The sequence below is a fragment of the Halomonas sp. 3H genome (assembly GCF_024206005.1).
GTDB classification, from domain to species: domain Bacteria; phylum Pseudomonadota; class Gammaproteobacteria; order Pseudomonadales; family Halomonadaceae; genus Halomonas; species Halomonas campaniensis.
Genome location: NZ_CP100360.1, coordinates 3,567,188 through 3,588,280, shown reverse-complemented (window position 1 = coordinate 3,588,280; position 21,093 = coordinate 3,567,188). Strand labels below are relative to the sequence as shown.

Genomic DNA, 21,093 nt, shown 5'->3' with positions numbered 1-21,093 from the left:
TAGCCGCGGGCCACTGTGCCGGCCGGCCCCATGTGCCAGATTTCACCACGTCGCGGGGGTGTTCCCGGCCAGGATGGCCTGGCGCACTATTCTTTCATTAATTTGATTTTAAAGGATTTTTATTTTTCTTTTGGCAGCCTGGCCCGCTGCCTGCACCTGTCGGGGTGAGCAGGACATGTCGGCGAGACGCCCTGCCGGCCTCTCGACATGACAACCGAAGCCCTCGGCTTCATCAGGAAATTCACGTTCAGACTCCATTGGAGGTGCGAACATGATGTCCAAGGAATTCCTCAAGAAACTCGGTATCTTCGGTATTACCTTCGGCCTGGCCGCCAGCCCGCTGGCCTTCGGCGACATGCACGACGAGGAGCCGGAAGAGCCGACGCCCCACGAGGAGACCGCCCCGGATGCCACCGGTGGCAGCACCCAGGGCAACGCCGAGACCGGCACGGCCTATGACGGCACCGAGTACGAGAACGAGGAAGAGGAGTACGAGTTCGACTACGAAGAGGAGAACGAAGAGGAAGAGTGGGAGACGCCTGACGAGGAGGAAGAGGACACCAGCTGGTAATCGCCTCGACGCTCCCATCCGAGGAAACCGCTTCCTCTCCACCGCCCCCGGCCATGCGCCGGGGGCGGTGTCGTTCGTGAGGTGGCTGGCTATCGCCCTGCAGCGGTGGGGTATGGAAACGACAAGGGGCGGCCCGATGGGCCGCCCCTTCTGTCGCTTGGCTGACCGTCAGCGCCTCATTTCACCTTGGGGGCGAGCTCGCTGCTCTCGTAGCGGCCGACCATGGCCTCGAGGCTGATCGGCTTGATGCGGCTGGCGTTGCCGGCGGTGCCGAAGGCCTCGTAGCGGGCGATGCAGACGTCGCGCATGGCGGAGACGGTCTCCTTGAGGAACTTGCGCGGGTCGAACTCGCTGGGGTGCTCGGCCAGGAAGCGGCGCACCGCCCCGGTGGAGGCCAGGCGCAGGTCGGTGTCGATGTTGACCTTGCGCACGCCGTGGCGGATGCCCTCGACGATCTCCTCGACCGGCACGCCGTAGGTCTCGGGGATCTCGCCGCCGTAGCGGTTGATCACCTCGAGCCACTCCTGGGGCACCGAGGAGGAGCCGTGCATCACCAGGTGGGTGTCGGGGATGCGGGCGTGGATCTCCTTGATGCGCTGGATGGAGAGGGTGTCGCCGGTGGGCGGCTTGGTGAACTTGTAGGCGCCGTGGCTGGTGCCGATGGCGATGGCCAGGGCGTCGACCTGGGTGGCCTTGACGAACTCGGCGGCCTCCTCGGGGTCGGTGAGCAGCTGCTCCATGTCCAGCTTGCCCTCGGCGCCGATGCCATCCTCCTCGCCGGCCATGCCGGTCTCCAGGCTGCCCAGGCAGCCCAGCTCGCCCTCCACGGAGACGCCGCAGGCATGGGCCATCTCCACGGTGCGACGGGTGACATCGACGTTGTAGGCGTAGTCCATCGGGGTCTTGCCGTCCTCGCCCAGCGAGCCGTCCATCATCACCGAGGAGAAGCCGAGCTGGATGGAGCGCTGGCACACCGCGGGGCTGGTGCCGTGGTCCTGGTGCATCACCACCGGGATATGCGGGAACTCCTCCACCGCGGCCAGGATCAGGTGGCGCAGGAAGGGGGCCCCGGCGTACTTGCGGGCGCCGGCGGAGGCCTGGACGATCACCGGGGAGTCGGTGGCGTCGGCGGCTTCCATGATGGCGCGCATCTGCTCGAGGTTGTTGACGTTGAAGGCCGGGATGCCGTAGCCGCGCTCGGCGGCGTGGTCCAGCATCTGGCGCATGCTGATCAGTGCCATGGGGTCACCTTGTTCACGTGGTCGCGGCGCCGCCCGGGCGCCGCATGTCTTTCATCGAAAAAGGGTTGTCGTCGCTCAATGGGGGCCGGCATCAGCCGCGGGCGGCGGCCTCGAGGGCGGCCACCGCCGGCAGGGTCTTGCCCTCGACATACTCGAGGAAGGCGCCGCCGCCGGTGGAGATGTAGGAGACCCGGTCGGCGATGCCGTACTTGTCGATGGCGGCGAGGGTGTCGCCGCCCCCGGCGATGGAGAACGCCGGGCTCTCGGCGATGGCCTTGGCGATCACCTCGGTGCCGTGGCCGAACTGGTCGATCTCGAACACCCCCACCGGGCCGTTCCAGAGGATGGTGCCGGCATCCTTGAGCATGCCCGCCAGGCGCGCGGCGGTCTCGGGGCCGATGTCGAGGATCATCTCGTCGTCGCCCACCTGGTCCACCGGCTTGACCACCGCGGAGGCCTGCTCGGAAAACTCGGTGGCCACCACCACGTCGGTGGGCAGCGGGATCTCGACCTTCTCCATCAGCGCCCGGGCCTGGTCGATCAGGTCGGCCTCATGCAGGGACTTGCCCACCGGATGCCCGGCCGCGGCGATGAAGGTGTTGGCGATGCCGCCGCCGACGATCAGCTGGTCGCACTTCTCGGCGAGCGCGGTGAGCACGTCGAGCTTGGTGGAGACCTTGGAGCCGCCGACGATGGCCGCCATGGGGCGCGCCGGGGTGGCCAGGGCCTTTTCCAGGGCGTCGAGCTCGGCGGCCAGCAGCGGGCCGGCGCAGGCGGTGGGGGCGAAGCGCGCCACGCCGTGGGTGGAGGCCTGGGCGCGGTGGGCGGTGCCGAAGGCGTCCATCACGTAGATGTCGCACAGCGCGGCATACTGCTTCGCCAGGGTCTCGTCATCCTTCTTCTCGCCCTTGTTGAAGCGCACGTTCTCGAGCAGCACCACCTCGCCGTCGGCCAGGTCCAGGGCGGCATCCAGGTAGTCGCCGATCAGGGTGACCGGGCGGCCGAGCAGCTCGCCCAGGTGCTCGGCCACCGGCGCCAGGGAGAACTCCTCGGCGGGCTCGCCCTCGGTGGGACGGCCCAGGTGGCTCATCAGCATCACCCGGGCACCGGCCTCCATGGCGGCCTGGATGGTCGGCAGGGCGGCCCGCAGGCGGGCATCGCTGGTCACCTTGCCGTGCTTGACGGGCACGTTCAGGTCCTCGCGGATCAGCACGCGCTGGCCGCTGAGGTCGAGGTCGGTCATCTTGCGCACGTTCATCGGGGCGTGTTCCTCATCTGGAAACCTTGGTAGGTAAACCACAGGCGAAGGGTTCAGGGCGTGCCGGGCGGCATGGCGGCCAGTCGGCGGGCGACGTCGAGCATGCGGTTGGCGAAGCCCCACTCGTTGTCGAACCAGCACAGCAGCTTGATCAGGCGGCCGCCGGCCACCCGGGTCTGGGTGGCGTCCACGATACCGGAGCGCGGATCGTGGTTGAAGTCGACCGAGGCCATGGGCTCTTCGGTGTAGCCGAGCAGCCCGGCCAGGCGGCCGCGGCTGGCCTCGGCGAGCAGGGCGTTGACCTCGGCGGCGCTGGTGTCGCGGCGCACCGTGATGGCGAGGTCCATGGCCGAGACGTTGATGGTCGGCACCCGCACGTGGAGGCACTCGAAGCGCCCGGCCAGGTGGGGCATCAGGCGGTTGATGCCCCGCGCCAGGCCGGTATCCACCGGCACGATGGAGTGCATCGCCGACCGGGTCAGCCGCAGGTCCGTCTGGTGGTAGGCGTCGATCACCGGCTGGTCATTCATCGCCGAGTGGATGGTGGTGGTGACGCCATGCTCGATGCCCAGCGCCTCGTCCAGCACGGTGAGTACCGGCACCAGGCAGTTGGTGGTGCAGGAGGCCGCCGAGACGATGCGGTGGGCGGGGGCGAGCTCGTGGTCGTTGATGCCGGTGACGATGGTGGCATCCACGTCGCTCTCCGCCGGCTGGGAGAAGAGCAGGCGGCCGGCGCCGGCGGCCAGGTGGCGGGCGGCCGTGGCGCGGTCCCGGAAGCTGCCGGAGCACTCCAGCACCAGGTCGATGCCGAGCTCGCCCCAGGGCAGGCGGTCGGGGTCCGGCTCGGAGAGCACCCGGATCGACCGGCCATTCACGCTCATCTGCTCGCCGTCGGCCTCCACGCGGCCGGGGAAGCGGCCGTGGGTGGTGTCGTAGCGGGTCAGGTAGGCGATGGTGGCGAGGTCGGAGAGCTCGTTGATCGCCACCACCTCCAGGGGCGGATGGCCGCTTCCCGGCGCGTCCGCCGGGTCGCCACGCTGCTGCTCGGCTCGCTGTTGTTCAATCAGGGCGCGAAGCACGCACTGGCCGATGCGGCCGTAACCGTTGATGGCGATGCGGTGGGCCATGGCGGTGGCACTGACTCCCGGGCAGACACAAAGCGCAGATTCTAGCGCACTTCAGCCGACGAGTCCCGGCAGGCGCCAGGCCAGCGGCAGCAGCAGGGCGGTGAGGATGCCGGTGAGGCTCATCCCCAGCGAGGCGAAGGCACCGGCGGTGGGGCCGATCTCGAAGGCGCGTACGGTGCCCAGGGCGTGGCCGTTGATGCCCAGGGCGAGCCCGAGGATGCGCTCGTCGCGGATGCCCAGCCAGCGCGAGAGCAGCTCCACTCCGGCGATGGCCACCACGCCGGTAAGCAGCAGGCCGCCCATCATCAGCGACACCGAGCCGCCGATCTGCTCGGTGATGCCGATGGCGATGGGGGCGGTGACCGACTTGGGCGCGAGGGAGGCGAGGATCTCCGGCGGCGCCCCGAGCAGCCAGGCGATGCCCACCGCGTAGAGCGCGGCCAGCAGCGCGGAGAGCGGCAGGCAGGCCAGCAGCGGGCGCCACAGGGCGCGGATGTGCGGCATCTGCTGGTAGAGGGGCAGGCCCAGGGCCACGGTGGCCGGCCCCAGCAGCAGCATCAGCCAGCCGGCACCCTCGCGGTAGTCGGCGTAGTCGATGCTGGCGAGGGCCAGCACCCCGGCCAGCAGCAGGGCGGCGACCAGGATCGGCGGACACCAGCCGGGGGCGCCGAGCCGCCGGAACAGGTGCAGGCCGGCCACGTAGGCGGCCAGGGTCAGGGCGATGGCTCCCAGCGGCGTGGCCATCAGGTGGTCGATCAGCTCACTCATGGTCGCCCCCGCCCATCAGCCGGCGCATCAGCCACAGGGTGGTGAAGACGCTGAGCAGGGTGCCGAGGACCAGGGCGGCGAGGATCGCCGTCCACTGCCCGGCGAGCGCGTCGAGCATGAAGAAGATGCCCACCACGCCGGGCATGATCAGCATGGCCAGCACGCCGATCAGCGGCTGGGCGGCGGCGGCGATATCGGCCGATACCGTGCCGCGCAGCATCAGCCAGGCGCTGAGCAGCAGCATGCCGGCCACGCCGGCCGAGACCGGCAGGCCGGCCAGGGTGACCAGCGCATCGCCGAGCAGCAGGAAGCCCAGCAGCCAGAGGAAACCGCGCAGAACGGCCATCGATGATCCTCGCGTGTCGCGACGGAAGGGGAGGAGCATGTTAGCACGCTATTCGTGTGTCGGCCGCGCGCCGCTGTCGGTCGCCGCGGCCGACGGGCCGGCGGCGGAGCGGTCGCTAACCGCGGGGCCCTTGTCCTCTCCTGGCGACAGGTTGCAAGGCCCGGCCCACGGTGGTTACGGTCATCCGCTACGCTGGGAATAGCGACATCAACCCGACCACGGAGAGGAACGCCATGACCGATATCGCCAACTGGCTCGGCGACGAGGCCGAGACCCTGCTGACCCACCAGTGCCGGGGCATCCCCCGCGACAGCCTGCACCTGCCCGGGCCCGACTTCGTCGACCGGGTGGTGGCCGACAGCGACCGCCGCCCCGCGGTGCTGCGCAACCTGCAGGGGCTGTTCGACCACGGCCGGCTGGGCGGGACGGGGTATCTCAGCCTGCTGCCGGTGGACCAGGGCATCGAGCACTCCGCCGGGGCCTCCTTCGCGCCCAACCCCCGCTACTTCGATCCGGCCAACATCGTCGAACTGGCCATCGAGGGCGGCTGCAACGGCGTGGCCTCGACGCTGGGCGTGCTCTCCTCGGTGGCCCGGCGCTATGCGCACCGCATCCCGATGATGCTCAAGCTCAACCACAACGAGACCCTGAGCCATCCGGCGATCTACGACCAGACGCTGTTCGCCCAGGTCGAGCAGGCCTTCGATATGGGCTGCGTGGCGGTGGGGGCGACCATCTACTTCGGCTCCCACGAGAGCCGCCGGCAGATCATGGAGATCAGCGAGGCCTTCGAGCGGGCCCATGAGCTGGGCATGGTCACGGTGCTCTGGGCCTACCTGCGCAATCCGGCCTTCAAGCAGGACGGCACCGATTACCACGTGGCGGCCGACCTCACCGGCCAGGCCAACCACCTGGCGGCCACCCTCAAGGCCGACATCGTCAAGCAGAAGCTGCCCGAGACCAACGGGGGCTACCGGGCCGTCGGCTTCGGCCATACCCATGCCAAGGTCTATGACGAGCTGACCTCCGACCACCCCATCGACCTGGCCCGCTACCAGGTGGCCAACTGCTACATGGGCCGCGCCGGGCTGATCAACTCCGGCGGCGGCTCCAAGGGAGCCTCCGACCTGGCCGAGGCGGTGCGCACCGCGGTAATCAACAAGCGCGCCGGCGGCATGGGGCTGATCTCCGGTCGCAAGGCCTTCCAGAAGCCCATGGACGAGGGGGTGGCCCTGCTGCACGCCATCCAGGACGTCTACCTCGACCCGGAGGTCACCATCGCCTGAGCAGGGTCCATGGCGATGCCCCGGACGGGAATGGAAGAAGGGCACGGCCTGGCGGCCGTGCCCTTCTTCTTGCGTTACACCGCGTCGAAGTGCCCGCGGCGATCAGCCTTCGAGCAGCTCGGTGGCCTGCTGGACCACGTTCTCGACGGTGAAGCCGAAGTGCTTGAACAGGTCGCCGGCCGGGGCGGACTCGCCGTAGGTGGACATGCCGATGATGCGCCCCTCCAGGCCCACGTACTTATGCCAGTAGTCGCGGTGGCCGGCCTCGATGGCCAGGCGCTTGGTCACGGCCTTCGGCAGCACGCTCTCGCGGTACTCGGCCTCCTGGCCGTTGAAGCGGTAGGTGGAGGGCATGGAGACCACGCGCACGGCATGGCCCTGGGCCTCGAGCTCGGCGGCGGCGTCCATGGCCAGGGCGACCTCGGAGCCGGTGGCGATCAGGATCAGCGCCGGGGTGCCCTCGCAGTCGCGCAGCACATAGCCGCCGCGCTGGATGTTGGCCAGCTGCTGCTTGGTGCGCGCCTGGTGGGGCAGGTTCTGGCGCGACAGCACCAGGGCGGTGGGGCCGGAGTTGCGCTTGAGGGCGGCATCCCAGGCCGCGGCGGTCTCGGCGGCGTCGCAGGGGCGCCAGGTGGAGAGGTTCGGCGTGGAGCGCAGGCTGGTCAGCTGCTCGATCGGCTGGTGGGTGGGGCCGTCCTCGCCCAGGCCGATGGAGTCATGGGTGAAGACGTAGATGGCCCGCTTGCCCATCAGTGCCGCCATGCGCACGGCGTTGCGCATGTACTCCATGAAGATCAGGAAGGTGGCGCCGTAGGGGATGAAGCCGCCGTGGAGCACGATGCCGTTCATGATCGCGCCCATGCCGAACTCGCGCACGCCGTAGTGCAGGTAGTTGCCGTCCGGGGTCTCCGGGGTGATCGCCTTCGCGCCGTCCCAGAAGGTCAGGTTGGAGGGCGCCAGGTCGGCGCTACCGCCGAGCAGCTCGGGCAGCTGCGGGCCCAACTCGTTGAGGCAGTTGAGCGACGCCTTGCGGCTGGCGATGGTCTCGCCGGCCTGCTGGGCCTTCTCGATCAGCGCCTCGCTGGTGAACTCCACCGGCAGCTTGCACTGGACGCGACGCTGGAACTCGCGGGCCAGCTCGGGATGCGCCTGGGCGTAGCGATCGAAGCGGGCCTGCCAGTCGTCCTGGCGCGTCCTGCCGACCTCGCTGGCGTCCCAGCCGCGGTAGATCTCCTCGGGGATATGGAAGGGGGCGTGGGGCCAGCCGAGCTGCTGGCGTGCCGCGGCCACCTCCTCCTCGCCCAGCGGGGCGCCGTGGCACTCCTCCTTGCCCTGCTTGTTGGGCGCGCCGAAGCCGATCACCGTCTTGCAGATGATCAGGCTCGGCCGGTCGTCGTGGCTCCTGGCCAGCTCGATGGCGGCCTGGATCTCCTCCGGCTTGTGGCCGTCGACGTTGGGCACCACGTGCCAGCCATAGGCCTCGAAGCGCTTGGCGGTGTCGTCGGTGAACCAGCCCTCGACCTCGCCGTCGATGGAGATGCCGTTATCGTCGTAGAAGGTGATCAGCTTGCCGAGCTTCTGGGTGCCGGCCAGCGAGGCGACCTCGTGGGAGATGCCCTCCATCAGGCAGCCGTCGCCGACGAAGCACCAGGTGGTGTGGTCGACGATGGTGTGGCCGGGACGGTTGAACTGGGCGGCCAGGGTCTTCTCGGCCAGCGCCATGCCGACGGCGTTGGCCAGCCCCTGGCCCAGCGGGCCGGTGGTGGTCTCGACGCCCGGCGCATAGCCGTACTCCGGGTGGCCGGCGGTCTTGGCGTGGAGCTGGCGGAAGCTCTGCAGCTCCTCGAGGCTCAGCTCGTAGCCGGTGAGGTGCAGCAGGGAGTAGAGGAGCATGGAGCCGTGGCCGTTGGAGAGCACGAAGCGATCACGGTCTGGCCACTTGGGGTCGGCCGGGTTGTGCTTGAGGTAGTCGTTCCACAGCACCTCGGCGATGTCGGCCATGCCCATGGGGGCGCCGGGATGGCCGGATTTGGCCTTCTGGACGGCATCCATGGACAGGGCGCGAATGGCATTGGCCAGTTCGAATCGGGATGGCATTGGTGGCTCCTCGCCTGCGGCAGACATAAGCGGTTCAGACCCGCCGGAGGGCGGCGGGGGTGCGTTCTGGCTGGTTCGGGCGCGGCGCGGGACGTGCGCGGCGCGGTCGAAGTCGGTGACGTATTGTCGCCGACTTGACGCCGGGCTTCAAATCGTGGATGCCCGGCAGGGCCGCAGCGTGTAGACTTCGCGACTGCCTATTGCCGATACAACGAGGGCCGAGGACGCCATGAGCGAATACTCCCTGTTTACCTCCGAGTCCGTCTCCGAGGGACACCCGGACAAGATCGCCGACCAGATCTCCGATGCGGTGCTGGATGCCATCATCGCCCGCGACAAGCATGCCCGGGTGGCCTGCGAGACCCTGGTCAAGACCGGCGTGGCCATCGTCGCCGGCGAGATCACCACCTCGGCCTGGGTCGACCTCGAGGCGCTGGTGCGCGAGGTGATCACCGACATCGGCTACACCTCCTCCGACGTCGGCTTCGACGGCGAGACCTGCGGCGTGCTCAACCTGATCGGCAAGCAGAGCGTGGACATCGCCCAGGGCGTCGACCGCGCCAAGCCCGAGGACCAGGGGGCCGGCGACCAGGGCCTGATGTTCGGCTACGCCACCAACGAGACCGAGAGCTTCATGCCGGCGCCGATCCACTACGCCCATCGGCTGGTGGAGCGCCAGGCCGAGCTGCGCAAGCACGGCCTGTTGCCCTGGCTGCGGCCGGATGCCAAGAGCCAGGTCACCTTCCGCTATGACGAGGCCGGCAAGCCCTGCGGCGTGGATGCGGTGGTGCTCTCGACCCAGCACGATCCGGGCATCGGCCAGGAGGACCTGCGCAAGATGGTCCGCCGCGAGATCATCGAGCAGGTGATTCCCGCCGAGTGGCTCACCGAGACGACCCGCTACCATATCAATCCCACCGGCAAGTTCGTGATCGGTGGCCCGGTGGGCGACTGCGGCCTGACCGGGCGCAAGATCATCGTCGACACCTACGGCGGCATGGCTCGCCACGGCGGCGGCGCCTTCTCCGGCAAGGACCCCTCCAAGGTCGACCGCAGCGCCGCCTACGCCGGGCGCTACGTGGCCAAGAACCTGGTCGCCGCGGGCCTGGCCGACAAGTGCGAGATCCAGGTCTCCTATGCCATCGGCGTGGCCGAGCCCACCTCGGTATCGATCAACACCTTCGGCACCGGCAAGGTCGACGACGCACGGATCATCGAGCTGGTGCGCGAGCACTTCGACCTGCGGCCCAACGCCATCACCCGCATGCTCGACCTGCTCCATCCCATGTACCGCCTGACCTCGGCCTATGGCCACTTCGGCCGCGAGCCCTTCGAGACCGCCTACACCTGGACCGACACCCAGGGGCAGGAGCACACCGAGACCTTCACGGCCTTCCCCTGGGAGAAGACCGACCGCGCCGCCGCACTGCGCCAGGCCGCCGGCCTGTAAGCCAGCGCCTACGCCCGATGACAGGCCCCGCCGGCATCGCCGCGCGGGGCCTGTTGCTATGGTGAGCTCCACCCCTTCGCCAGGCGGAGCCGCCCATGCCTCTGCGTCTTCCCCTTGGCCGGCCGTGGCTGGCCGCCCTCCTGTTGCTGTCCCTGCTGCTCCCGCCGCCGGCGCTGGCCGACGCCTGCCCGGCCCCGCTCTCCCCGGAGGCGATACACACCCTGGTCGAGCGCCTCGCCGAGTGGGACGACGCCTACTACCGGCGCGGCGAGTCCCTCGTCAGCGACGACGTCTATGACCAGGCCCGTGAGCGCCTCGCGCGCTGGCGTCGCTGTCATCCCGGGCGGGTGCCCGCGCTGCCGCCGCCGGGTCACCCGGGCGGTGACGTCGCGCATCCGGTACCCCAGACCGGGCTCGCCAAGCTTGCCGACGAGGGGGCCGTCTCGCGCTGGCTGGCCCGACGGTCGGACGCCTGGCTCCAGCCCAAGGTGGACGGGGTGGCCGTGACCCTGGTCTATCGCCGCGGGGTGCTGGTGCGCGCCATCAGCCGCGGCGACGGCCGCCGCGGGCAGGAATGGACCGCCCGGGTGCGCCGGCTGCCCGCCGTGCCCGAGCGCCTGCCCGAGGCACGGGACGCCGTGCTGCAGGGCGAGCTCCACCTGCGCCTGGCGCGGCACGTCCAGGCGGAGTCGGGCGGGGTGGGGGCGCGCAGCGAGGTGGCGGGTCGGCTGGCCCGCCAGGCGCTGGAGGATGAGGCGGCGGCCGAGATCGGGCTCTTCGTGTGGGACTGGCCGGACGGTCCCCGGGAGATGACGGAGCGGCTCGAGGGACTGGCCGAGCTGGGCTTCGCCGAGTCCGCGGCGCTGACCCGGCCGGTGGCGACCCTCGAGGAGGTCGCACGCCAGCGCGACGCCTGGTTCCGGGGCCCCCTGCCCTTCGCCACCGACGGGGTGGTGCTGAGACAGGCCTCGCGACCGCCGGGGGAGGCCTGGAAGGCCGAGCCGCCGACCTGGGCGGTGGCCTGGAAGCATCCGCCCCGGGAGGCGCTGGCCGAGGTGCGCGGCGTGGAGTTTCGCGTCGGTCGGACCGGTCGCATCACCCCGCTGCTGCATCTGGTGCCGGTGGAGCTCGACCGGCGGACGATCCGCCGGGTGGGCGTGGGCTCCCTGGCGCGCTGGGCATCGCTCGACATCCGGCCGGGGGATCACGTGATCATCGCCCTGGCGGGCCTGACCATCCCGCGCCTGGAGGGCGTGGCCTGGCGGGCCGCCGAGCGGCCGGAACTGGCGCCGCCCGATCCCGAGGCCTTCCATGCCCTCAGCTGTTGGCGCCCGAGCCCCGGCTGCGAGGGGCAGTTCCTGGAGCGTCTGGCCTGGCTCTCCGGCTCCGAGGGGCTGGCGCTGTCCGGCGTGGGGCCCGGCACCTGGCAGGCGCTGGTGGAGGCCGGCCTGGTCGCGGGGCTGCTGGACGGGCTGGCACTCGATGCCGCGTCGCTGCAGGCGGCCCATGGCATCGGCCCGCAGCGGGCGGCCTCGCTGGGCGACGCCTTCGCTACCGCCCGCTCGCGCCCCTTCACCGCCTGGCTCGCCGCCCTGGGGGCGCCGCCCGGACACGCTACAGCGGACGCCGCGACCTGGGAGGCGCTGGCGGAGCGCTCGTTGCACCAGTGGCGCGAGCAGCCGGGCGTGGGGCCGGAGCGGGCCGCGGCACTGATCGACTTCTTCACCCACCCCGAGGTGGCGGCGCTGGCGGCTCGCCTCGGCGAATGGGGGGTCGACGGCTTCCCGCGTTGATTGTCGGCGTTCGGGTTCCCTGCCTATAGTGAAACCCACGCATTTCCCCATGTGACGAGGTGATCCCATGAACCAGCCCGCCGTGAGCACGCCCGCTGACCAGGACTTCAAGGTGGCCGATATCGCCCTGGCCGACTGGGGGCGCCGCGAGATCCGCATCGCCGAGACGGAGATGCCCGCGCTGATGGCGATCCGTGCGCAATACCGGGACGAGCAGCCGCTGGCCGGGGCCCGAATCGCCGGCTGCATCCACATGACCATCCAGACCGCGGTGCTGATCGAGACCCTGGTCGACCTGGGAGCCTCGGTGCGCTGGTCGTCGTGCAATATCTTCTCCACCCAGGACCACGCCGCCGCGGCCATCGCCGCCGCCGGCATCCCGGTGTTCGCCTGGAAGGGCGAGACCGAGCAGGAGTTCTGGTGGTGCATCGAGCAGACGGTAGCGGGCCCCGACGGCTGGACCCCCAATCTGGTGCTCGACGACGGCGGCGACCTCACCGCCCTGCTCCACGACAAGCGCCCCGAGCTGCTCGATGCCATCCACGGCATCAGCGAGGAGACTACCACCGGGGTGCATCGCCTGCAGGAGATGCTGCGCGATGGCCTGCTGAAGGTGCCGGCCATCAACGTCAACGACGCCGTCACCAAGTCGAAGAACGACAACAAGTACGGCTGTCGCCACTCGCTGTCGGACGCCATCAAGCGCGGCACCGACCACCTGCTGGCCGGCAAGCAGGCGCTGGTGGTGGGCTACGGCGACGTGGGCAAGGGCTCGGCGGCCTCGCTGCGCCAGGAGGGGATGATCGTCAAGGTGTCTGAGATCGACCCGATCTGCGCCATGCAGGCCTGCATGGACGGCTTCGAGGTGGTGTCGCCCTACCGCGAGGGCATCAACCGCGGCCGGGAGAGCATCGACCGCGAACTGCTCGGCCGCATCGACCTGGTGGTCACCGCCACCGGCAACATCGGTGCCTGCGACGCGGCCATGCTCGACACCCTCAAGCCGGGTGCGGTGGTCTGCAACATCGGCCACTTCGACAGCGAGATCGATACCGCCTACATGCGTCGCCGCTGGCACTGGGAGGAGGTCAAGCCCCAGGTGCACAAGGTCTATCGCGACAGCAAGCCGGGCCACTTCGACCCGGCCAGCCGGGACTACCTGATCCTGCTCTCCGAGGGGCGGCTGGTGAACCTGGGCAACGCCACCGGCCACCCCTCCCGAGTGATGGACGGCTCCTTCGCCAACCAGGTGCTGGCGCAGATGCACCTCTACCGGGGGCGCTTCGCCGACCTGCCCGAGGCGGAGCGGCGCGAGGCCCTGGGGGTCACGGTGCTGCCCCGCCACCTGGACGAGGAGGTGGCCCGTTACATGGTGGAGGGCTTCGGCGGGGTGATCACCCGCATGAACGAGGCCCAGGTGCACTACACCGGCGTGCCGGCGGACGGCCCCTACAAGCCCGACGGCTATCGTTACTGATCACAGCCCGGCAACACGCACCATCAGCGTCAGGTAGAAGGGGATCAGCAGCGGGGCGGCCAGGGTGGTGACCAGCACGGCGAGCGCCCCCTTGGCCGGGGCGATGCCCAGCTCCATGGCCACCACCACCACGTTGGCGGCCATCGGCACCACGCCCAGCAGCAGGATGGCCATGGCCAGTTCCGGCGACAGCGGCGCCAGCGCCTGCAGGGCCAGCACGGCGCCCAGGGCGAGCAGCGGCCATAGGCCGTAGCGAATCGCCACGCAGGCACCGATGAAGCGTCCATCCACCTCCCGGAGCGATACCCGCCCCAGGGTCATGCCGATGATCATCATGCCCAGCAGGGTATAGGTGGCGGGGAACACCGCCAGTCCCTCCATGGCGGCCTCCGGCACCGCCAGGCCCAGGCCGCTGACCAGCAGCGCCGCCAGGAAGGCGTAGACCAGCGGCAGGCGCACGATCTTCGCCAGGCTCTCGCCCACCGAGAACTGCCCCCGGGCGCTCAGGTAGAAGCCCACCGTGAACTCGTAGAGGGTGATGCCCAGCACGCAGAAGAGGTAGAGGGTGACGCCCTCCGGGGGCAGCAGCACCAGCGCCACCGGCAGGCCGAAGTAGCCGGTGTTGCCGGTGCCGGCGGAGAAGGCCAGCAGGGCACTCTCCTGGGCCGCGAAGCGATGGCGCGTCAGGCGGTGGACCCCCAGGGCCAGCAGGCTGGCGGTGAGGAAGGACGCCAGCGTGAGCAGCAGGTAGCCGGGCGTCGGCCCCCCCAGTGTCAGGGCGCGGAAGAAGGTCAGCGGGGCGATCAGGTAGATCAGCAGGGTGGCCACGGGCCGCGGGTCCACGGCGAGCCGCCGGGCGGCCAGCCAGCCCAGGGCGACATAGGCCAGCAGGGTCCAGAGCGGGCCCATCAGGGCGCCGGGGTCGAGGGCGTGCATGGGGCCTCCGGGCAAAAGGCTCATGATGCCTGCTGGCCGGGGCGACGCCAACATGAGCCAGATTGATGTGTCGTCGCGAATCTTTCATTGGTGGGCCGCCGGGCGAGTCGTCACAATGGCGACATTATGCATTTGCTTCATGAGGATCCCCGATGAGCACCCAGGAACATCCGCTCGGCGTCAGCTTCGAGTTCTTCCCGCCCAATACCGATGCCGGCCGGGAGAAGCTGCTCGGGGTGCGCGATGCCCTGGCCGCCCGGGGGCCGCGCTTCTTCTCGGTGACCTACGGCGCCGGCGGTTCCACCCAGGACCGCACCCTGGAGACCGTGCGCCGGGTGCGCGAGTCGGGCATCACCACCGCGCCCCACCTCTCCTGCATCGGCAGCGAGAAGGGGCAGCTGCGTGAGCTGCTGGCCCGCTACCGCGAGGAAGGCATCGATAGCCTGGTGGCGCTGCGCGGGGACCTGCCCTCGGGCATGGGCGGCATCGGCGAGCTGCGCTACGCCAACGAGCTGGTCGAGTTCATCCGCGAGGAGACCGGCGATCACTTCGAGATCGCTGTGGCCGCCTACCCGGAGTCCCACCCCCAGGCGCCGAGCCTCGAGCGGGACCTGGAGAACTTCGCCCGCAAGATGAAGGCCGGGGCGAACCTCGCCATTACCCAGTACTTCTTTAACGCCGACGCCTACTTCCACTTCGTCGAGCGAGCCCGCGCGCTGGGGGTCGAGGCGCCCATCGTGCCCGGCATCATGCCGATCACCAACTACGCCAAGCTGGCGCGCTTCTCCGATGCCTGCGGTGCCGAGATCCCGCGCTGGATCCGCAAGCAGCTCGAGGCCTACGGTGACGACAGCGAGGCCATCGCCGCCTTCGGCGAGGAGGTGATCTCGCGTCTCTGCCAGCGCCTGCTCGACGGCGGCGCGCCGGGCCTGCATTTCTACACCCTGAACCAGGCCGCGCCGACCCTGAAGATTCTGGATAACATTGTTGGTTGAGAGGACGCGGCCGGGAGTTACGTCCGGCTGCATTTTCTCTCTATGCTGGCCTGAACCAGGCCGCGCCGAGCCTGAGGATCCTCGACAATATCGTCGGCTGAGCAGCGAGCCGGCCCTGAACATGCCATGAAAGAAGAGGGGCCCTGCCGTTACCGGCAGGGCCCCTTTCTCGTCGTGACGTTTGCTCGCCCTCCCGGCCGGTGCCGGGAGGGCGAGGTTTACCCCGAGGTGGCCGTGCGGGGCGTGCCGCCGCCCCCGCGCAGCCCGCGCTGCATCAGGAACATCAGCACGCCGATGGCCAGGCCGGCCACATCGGTATAGATGCCGCCGTAGATCATGAACATGGCGCCGACCAGCATCACCAGGCGCTGCCAGGCCTTCACCGGCCCGAAGAACCAGGCCTGGACGGTGGCGGCCAGCAGCACGATGCCCAGGGTGGCGGTGAGGCCGACCCGCAGGATCTGCAGGGCGCTGCCCTCCATCAGCATGGCCGGGCTGTAGAAGAACATGAAGGGCACGATGAAGGCGGCCAGGCCGATCTTGAACGAGGCCACCGAGGTGCCCATGGCATTGGCCCCGGAGATGCCCGCCGCGGCATAGGAGGCCAGGGCCACCGGCGGCGTGATCGCCGACACCACCGCGAAGTAGAACACGAAGAAGTGGGCCACCAGCGGCTGGATGCCGATGTTGATCAGGCCGGGGGCCACCACCGAGGCGGCCACCGCGTAGGCGGCGGTGGTCGGCATGCCCATGCCCAGCAGGATCGAGATGCACATGGCGAAGAACAGCGCCAGCAGCTGGCTGACCCCGGCCAGGCCGAGCAGCAGCGAGGAGAATCGGGCGCCGACGCCGGTCAGCGAGATCACCCCGACGATCAGGCCGGCACAGGCGCACACGGCGATGATCTGGATCGACATGGTGCCGGCCAGCTGCAGCGCCTTGAGGATCGCGCGAATGCCCATCTTGTTGGGCGAGATCCAGCTCACCACGGCCGCCGAGGCGGTGGCCAGGGTGCCGGCGCGGATCACCGAGTAGCCCATGAACAGGGCGGCGATCAGGATGATGATCGGCGCGAACAGGTAGACCTGCTTGACCAGCTTCGAGAACAGCGGGATCTCGTCCTTGCGCATGCCGCGCATGCCCTTGCGGGCCGCCTCGAAGTCCACCATGCAGTACACCGAGAGGAAGTAGAGGATGGCGGGGATCAGCGCCGCCACGGCGATCTCGGTGTAGGGGATGCCGGTGATCTCGGCCATGATGAAGGCGCCGGCGCCCATGATCGGCGGCATGATCTGCCCGCCGGTGGAGGCGGCGGCCTCGATGGCCCCGGCGCTCTTGCTGGGGTAGCCCACCTTCTTCATCAGCGGGATGGTCAGCGAGCCGGTGGAGACCACGTTGCCGGCGCTGGTGCCGTTGATCATGCCCATCAGGCCCGAGGCGAAGATGGAGACCTTGGCGGGGCCGCCGCGGGCGCGGCCGGCCGCGGCGAAGGCGAAGTTGACGAAGTAGTCACCCACCTTCGAGGCCTGCAGGAAGGCGGCGAAGATGATGAACAGGATGATGTAGGTCGAGGAGACCGCGGTGGTCGGGCCGAGGATGCCCGCATCGGTGTAGACCTGACTGAAGAAGCGGTTGAACGACAGCCCGGGATAGCCCAGGAAGCCCGGCAGGTAGGGGCCGGCGAAGACGTAGAGCAGGAAGATCGCCGAGATGATCACCAGCGCCAGGCCGGCTACGCGGCGGGTCAGCTCCAGGATCAGCAGCGAACCGGCCAGCGCCGCATAGGAGATGCCGATGGGCGCGAAGGAAGTGCCGGTGGAGGCACGCAGCGGGGTGCCGAAGATCAGGATCAGGTAGCCGGCCACGGCCAGGGCGCTGACCATCAGCACCAGGTCCGGGGGCGAGAGCTTCTCGCGCACCTGGCGATAGCCCCAGGAGAGCAGGATCGCCGCGGCCGTGGCGAAGATCAGCGGATAGCCGAAGTGCCAGGCCTCGATGGCCGGGTCGATACGCATGGCGCCGCCCGCGATCATCTGCTGCATGCGGAAGACCTGGAAGAGCGCGTAGCCGGCGGGCACCAGCAGCGCGAAGCTCACCCAGCGCAGCCACGCGGGGGAGTGCTGGACGTCGCCCTCGCCGGCGAAGCGGGTGCCAGTATAGAGGGCGAAGCCGAGGACCAGGGCGCCGGCGATGTGCACCAGGCGGAATGACCAGGTCTCCATCGGATAGACGTTCAGCGAGATCAGGTGGAAGCTGGAGTAGGCGATGGCAAGACCGGCGAACAGCAGCCAGTGCCAGCCCGTGTAGAGCCGCCGATTGGACTCGACGACCTCCTCGTCGACGCCCTCGGCGATGGTCTCGGGTGCCTTGTCGACGGCCTCCTCGGACGCCCCGGGACGGGTATCGGGAGAGTTGCTCATGGGGGATTCACCCTCGGGTGTGATTCGGGACGGCAAGCACGCCGCCCCGCGCCGGATCTCGGCGCGGGGCGGCATTCACGGTGGTGCAGGCTTACAGCTTGAGGTCGTCGGGGATCTCGTGGCCGTTCTCCTCGTACCAGCGCACCGCGCCCGGATGGAAGGGCAGCACGGTGTTGTGCACGATGTTCTCCGGGATGGAGGTCTCGGCGGAGCGATGCACGTTACGCATCTTGTCGTTGTTCTCCATGGTGAGCTTGGTCACCTCGTAGATGAAGCTCTCCGACACGTCGCAGCCGGCGATGGCGAAGTTCCACATGGAGACGGCGCGGGCATCCTCTTCCAGGGTGTTGTAGGTGCTGGCCGGGATCTGGAACTCGGCGACCGGGAAGGCCTCGAGCACCTGGGCCTGCTCCTCCTCGGTGAACTCGATGATGTTCACGTCGGTCTGCACTTCGAGCTGGCTGACCGCGGGGATCGGGATACCCGCGGCGAAGGCGATGACGTCGAGCAGGCCGTCCTGGAGCTGGCCGCCCAGGTCGGTCCAGCCGCCGTTGCGGCGCTCGAAGTTGACGCCCAGCTCTTCCAGGATGGCCGGGAAGTAGGTGTCGGAGGTGGAGGCCGACGGGCCGAAGCCGATGCGGGCGCCGTCCGGGATGTCGGAGATCGACTCGATGCCGCTGCTGGAGAGCGCGGTGATGGAGAACGGGGTCTCGTACATCGGGAAGAGCGCACAGACGTTGTCCATGGGCACGCCGGGGGCCAGCGGGCTCTGGCCGGCCAGGGCCTCGGCGGCCGGGCCCATGGTGGTCAGACCCAGGGCCAGGTCGCCGGTATGCACCAGGGCCAGGTTCTGGTTGGGGCCGCCGGTGACCTCGCCGCCGCCGGAGACATCCAGCTCGTCGGCGATCAGGTTGGCCCAGCCGGAACCGTAGACGAAGTAGGTGCCGCCCTGGCTGGCGGTGCCCACGGTGAAGTTGGACGGCCAGTCGCTGCGGTCGGCCTGGGCGGCGGCCGCGGCGACCAGCAGGGAGCCGGCGACGGTGCCGGCGAGCAGCTTGGTGGAGAGATGGCGCATGGCGTGACTCCGTTACATGTTGTCGTTGGTGATGCCTGGGTCGGCATCCATCTCGAGCGTGCAGGCTTCAGTCTGGCAGCTCCTGGCGGGATTGCCGGACCCGAAGCGAAGCAGGCATTCAACGCTGGTATTCGCAAATTGCGGACCACGAACGGCCAGGCATCGATATTTCAATGACTTGGCGTATCGGTATTCCACCTTGGTCGAATTTCCCGGCATGACGCGAGGCTGGATCTCCGCACGGCAGCGGCACGGGCCTGTGCGGAAATCCGCACAGCCCGGAGTCAGGCGGGGGCGAGGGCGCCCATCAGGCGGGTGGCCTGATGGAGGTCGTTCATCAGCGAGGAGGCCAGCCAGGGATCCAGGCGGTGCTCGCGCAGGCGCTCGGCCAGCGCCTGCTGCCAGTGGCGGCGCACCTCGTCGATGGGGGCGGAGATGTCGGCCGCCTCGGGGTTGGCGGCCAGGCGGTTGAGGCCCTCCGCCAGGGCCAGGCGGATGTCGTCATGGGCCTCGCGCAGGGGGCTGGCCGGGGCGGCGTGACGCAGCAGGCTGCGCTGCAGCACCTCGCCGAAGCGCACCGCCTCGACCATGCGCAGGGTGCGGGCGTAGAGGGTCTCCACCCGGGCCTCCTGGGCCTCGGTGAGGGGCGTGTCCAGCCGCGAGTAGAAGTCGAGGATCTCGGCCATCAGCGGCTTGATCTGCTCGTGGTAGCGGGTGTTCACCGGCGTCCAGGCCGACGGCTCGATGCGCGCCTTGACCACCGCCCGGGAGGGCGGGTGGCCGATCGCCTCGGCGCTGGGGACCAGGATCGCCGAGCAGAGCAGGTGATAGGCGCGACGGTTGAGTCGCTGGCACTCCTGCTCGATGGCGGCCACCGCGGTGTCGGCGTGCTGCAGGGCGGTGGGGGCCAGGTAGCGGGCCTGGGCGGGAGGCGTCCGGGCGGGTTCGGGGAAGGCCAGCTCCAGGCGGGCCGCCAGCCGCGGGATCAGCGGCAGCATCAGCACGATGCCCAGCAGGTTGAAGAGGGTGTGGAACAGCGCCAGCTTCAGCGGCCAGGCGTCCGCGGCCAGGCCGATCAGCTCGCCCAGCCAGTCCACCAGCCAGGCCAGCGGCACCAGCAGGGCCAGTGCCACGGCGGCGGTAACCAGGTTGAAGACCACATGGGCGCCGGCCAGGCGGCGCGCCGCGAAACCGGACCCCAGGGCGCCGAGCACGGCGGTCACGGTGGTGCCGATATTGGCGCCGATGGCCACGGCCAGGGCCGGCAGATAGGGCAGCTGGCCCCCGGCCAGCGCCGCCAGGGTGATCAGCAGGGTGGCGTGGCTCGACTGCATCACCACCGTGGCCACCACCCCGAACAGCACGAACAGTGGCCAGTGCCAGGCGCTGCCGCCGGCCAGGCCGTCCAAAGAGAGACCATCCTGCCAGGCCTCGAAGCCCAGCTTCATGAAGTCGATGCCCAGGAACAGCAGCCCGACCCCCAGCAACAGGCCGGCGATGGCGCCCCGGGCGTCCTGGAGCACCCGCGAGCCGATCAGCCCCAGCGCCAGGAAGGGCATGGCGAAGGTGGCCAGGTCGAAGCGCAGGCCGAAGGCGGCGATCAGCCAGGCCCCGGTGGTGGTGCCCAGGTTGGCGCCGAACAGCAGGGCGATGGCGCCGGGCAGGGCCACCAGGCCGGCGCCGACGAAGGACATGGCGAGCAGGGTGACCAGCGAGCTGGACTGCACCAGAGCGGTGGCCGTGGCCCCGACCCCGATGGCGCGGAAGGGGTGGCGGGTGGCGGTGTGCAGCCAGCGGTCCAGGGTGCCGCCGGAGAGGCGCTTGATGGCGTCCTGCAGGTGGGTCATGCCCCACAGGAAGAGCCCCAGCCCGGCCGCCAGGGTGGCCAGGTCGAGACGCGCCAGCAGCACCGTGGCGGCGATGGCCAGCCCGACTGCCTCGAGCTGCCGGCGGCGGGAGAGCAGGGCCGCGGCCATGCCCTGGCGGGTCACGCTCAGCGCCCCTTGGGGTCCAGGATCCTCACCGGCTGGACGTCCTGCCGGGTCTGCTCCTCTCGGGGCTGGTTGACCCGGGTGCTCAGCTCCGGCGCGGCCTCGTCCTCGATGGGCAGCTGCTCGAAGAAGTCGCAGCTGACGCATTCACGGTAGCGGATGCCGTGCTGCTCCCAGCTGCGGATGCGATCCATCTCGGCGCAGCGCGGGCAGATCGCGCCGGCGATAAAGCGTTTCTGGGCGGCCATGAGGGCTCCTGTCG

17 protein-coding genes are annotated in these 21,093 nt (G+C 69.7%); 6 read left to right on the top strand and 11 right to left on the bottom strand.

The window, feature by feature from the left end:
• The first annotated feature begins 271 nt into the window (after positions 1 to 271).
• The gene (locus NFC98_RS16530; RefSeq protein ID WP_254275993.1) at positions 272 to 571 is read left to right on the top strand and encodes a hypothetical protein; all 300 of its coding nucleotides are present in this window, start codon (positions 272 to 274) and stop codon (positions 569 to 571) included.
• A gap of 176 nt (positions 572 to 747) precedes the next feature.
• On the opposite strand, the gene fba is transcribed toward NFC98_RS16530, so the two are convergent.
• The 5 genes from fba to NFC98_RS16505 form a co-directional block, all read right to left on the bottom strand.
• Positions 748 to 1,812 carry a class II fructose-bisphosphate aldolase gene (gene fba, locus NFC98_RS16525; protein ID WP_254275992.1) on the bottom strand — a complete coding sequence of 355 codons (1,065 nt, stop codon included), beginning with the start codon at positions 1,810 to 1,812 and terminating at the stop codon, positions 748 to 750.
• Positions 1,813 to 1,903: 91 nt separating this feature from the next.
• A complete protein-coding gene (locus tag NFC98_RS16520) occupies positions 1,904 to 3,070 on the bottom strand; it encodes a phosphoglycerate kinase (protein WP_254275991.1) in 1,167 nt (388 codons plus the stop codon).
• A 53-nt stretch (positions 3,071 to 3,123) separates the two neighbouring features.
• On the bottom strand, positions 3,124 to 4,197 hold the full coding sequence (locus tag NFC98_RS16515; protein WP_254275990.1) for a type I glyceraldehyde-3-phosphate dehydrogenase: 1,074 nt from the start codon (positions 4,195 to 4,197) through the stop codon (positions 3,124 to 3,126).
• Positions 4,198 to 4,248: 51 nt separating this feature from the next.
• The gene (locus tag NFC98_RS16510) at positions 4,249 to 4,965 is read right to left on the bottom strand and encodes an LrgB family protein (protein ID WP_254275989.1); all 717 of its coding nucleotides are present in this window, start codon (positions 4,963 to 4,965) and stop codon (positions 4,249 to 4,251) included.
• Positions 4,958 to 5,311, bottom strand: coding sequence for a CidA/LrgA family protein (locus NFC98_RS16505; RefSeq protein ID WP_254275988.1), 354 nt, complete (start codon positions 5,309 to 5,311; stop codon positions 4,958 to 4,960). Before NFC98_RS16505 ends, NFC98_RS16510 begins: the two co-directional genes overlap by 8 nt.
• A 233-nt stretch (positions 5,312 to 5,544) precedes the next feature.
• Here NFC98_RS16505 and NFC98_RS16500 point away from each other — a divergent pair, with 233 nt between their 5' ends.
• Entirely contained in the window at positions 5,545 to 6,597 is a 1,053-nt protein-coding gene (locus tag NFC98_RS16500; RefSeq protein WP_254275987.1) for a class I fructose-bisphosphate aldolase, read from the top strand.
• Positions 6,598 to 6,699: 102 nt separating this feature from the next.
• On the opposite strand, the gene tkt is transcribed toward NFC98_RS16500, so the two are convergent.
• Complete coding sequence (gene tkt / locus NFC98_RS16495) at positions 6,700 to 8,694, bottom strand: transketolase (protein ID WP_254275986.1); 1,995 nt, start codon at positions 8,692 to 8,694, stop codon at positions 6,700 to 6,702.
• Positions 8,695 to 8,923: 229 nt separating this feature from the next.
• On the opposite strand from tkt, the gene metK reads away from it, so the two are divergent.
• The 3 genes from metK to ahcY all read left to right on the top strand — a co-directional run bounded on the left by metK (position 8,924) and on the right by ahcY (position 13,414).
• Positions 8,924 to 10,144, top strand: coding sequence for a methionine adenosyltransferase (gene metK / locus NFC98_RS16490; protein WP_183333487.1), 1,221 nt, complete (start codon positions 8,924 to 8,926; stop codon positions 10,142 to 10,144).
• Positions 10,145 to 10,239: 95 nt separating this feature from the next.
• A complete protein-coding gene (gene ligB / locus NFC98_RS16485) occupies positions 10,240 to 11,937 on the top strand; it encodes an NAD-dependent DNA ligase LigB (RefSeq protein ID WP_254275985.1) in 1,698 nt (565 codons plus the stop codon).
• 67 nt (positions 11,938 to 12,004) lie between these two features.
• The gene (ahcY, locus tag NFC98_RS16480) at positions 12,005 to 13,414 is read left to right on the top strand and encodes an adenosylhomocysteinase (RefSeq protein WP_254275984.1); all 1,410 of its coding nucleotides are present in this window, start codon (positions 12,005 to 12,007) and stop codon (positions 13,412 to 13,414) included.
• On the opposite strand, the gene NFC98_RS16475 is transcribed toward ahcY, so the two are convergent.
• Entirely contained in the window at positions 13,415 to 14,350 is a 936-nt protein-coding gene (locus tag NFC98_RS16475) for an AEC family transporter (RefSeq protein ID WP_254275983.1), read from the bottom strand.
• Positions 14,351 to 14,502: 152 nt separating this feature from the next.
• Here NFC98_RS16475 and metF point away from each other — a divergent pair, with 152 nt between their 5' ends.
• The gene (gene metF, locus NFC98_RS16470; RefSeq protein ID WP_254275982.1) at positions 14,503 to 15,345 is read left to right on the top strand and encodes a methylenetetrahydrofolate reductase [NAD(P)H]; all 843 of its coding nucleotides are present in this window, start codon (positions 14,503 to 14,505) and stop codon (positions 15,343 to 15,345) included.
• Between the two features lie 218 nt (positions 15,346 to 15,563).
• On the opposite strand, the gene NFC98_RS16465 is transcribed toward metF, so the two are convergent.
• The 4 genes from NFC98_RS16465 to NFC98_RS16450 form a co-directional block, all read right to left on the bottom strand.
• Positions 15,564 to 17,765 carry a TRAP transporter fused permease subunit gene (locus tag NFC98_RS16465; RefSeq protein WP_254275981.1) on the bottom strand — a complete coding sequence of 734 codons (2,202 nt, stop codon included), beginning with the start codon at positions 17,763 to 17,765 and terminating at the stop codon, positions 15,564 to 15,566.
• A 91-nt stretch (positions 17,766 to 17,856) separates the two neighbouring features.
• On the bottom strand, positions 17,857 to 18,840 hold the full coding sequence (locus tag NFC98_RS16460; protein ID WP_254275980.1) for a TAXI family TRAP transporter solute-binding subunit: 984 nt from the start codon (positions 18,838 to 18,840) through the stop codon (positions 17,857 to 17,859).
• Positions 18,841 to 19,124: 284 nt separating this feature from the next.
• On the bottom strand, positions 19,125 to 20,831 hold the full coding sequence (locus NFC98_RS16455; RefSeq protein WP_254275979.1) for a Na/Pi cotransporter family protein: 1,707 nt from the start codon (positions 20,829 to 20,831) through the stop codon (positions 19,125 to 19,127).
• 2 nt (positions 20,832 to 20,833) lie between these two features.
• Positions 20,834 to 21,079 (bottom strand): YheV family putative zinc ribbon protein, encoded by a 246-nt coding sequence (locus NFC98_RS16450; RefSeq protein WP_254275978.1) that lies wholly within the window; start codon positions 21,077 to 21,079, stop codon positions 20,834 to 20,836.
• Between the last annotated feature and the right edge of the window lie 14 nt (positions 21,080 to 21,093).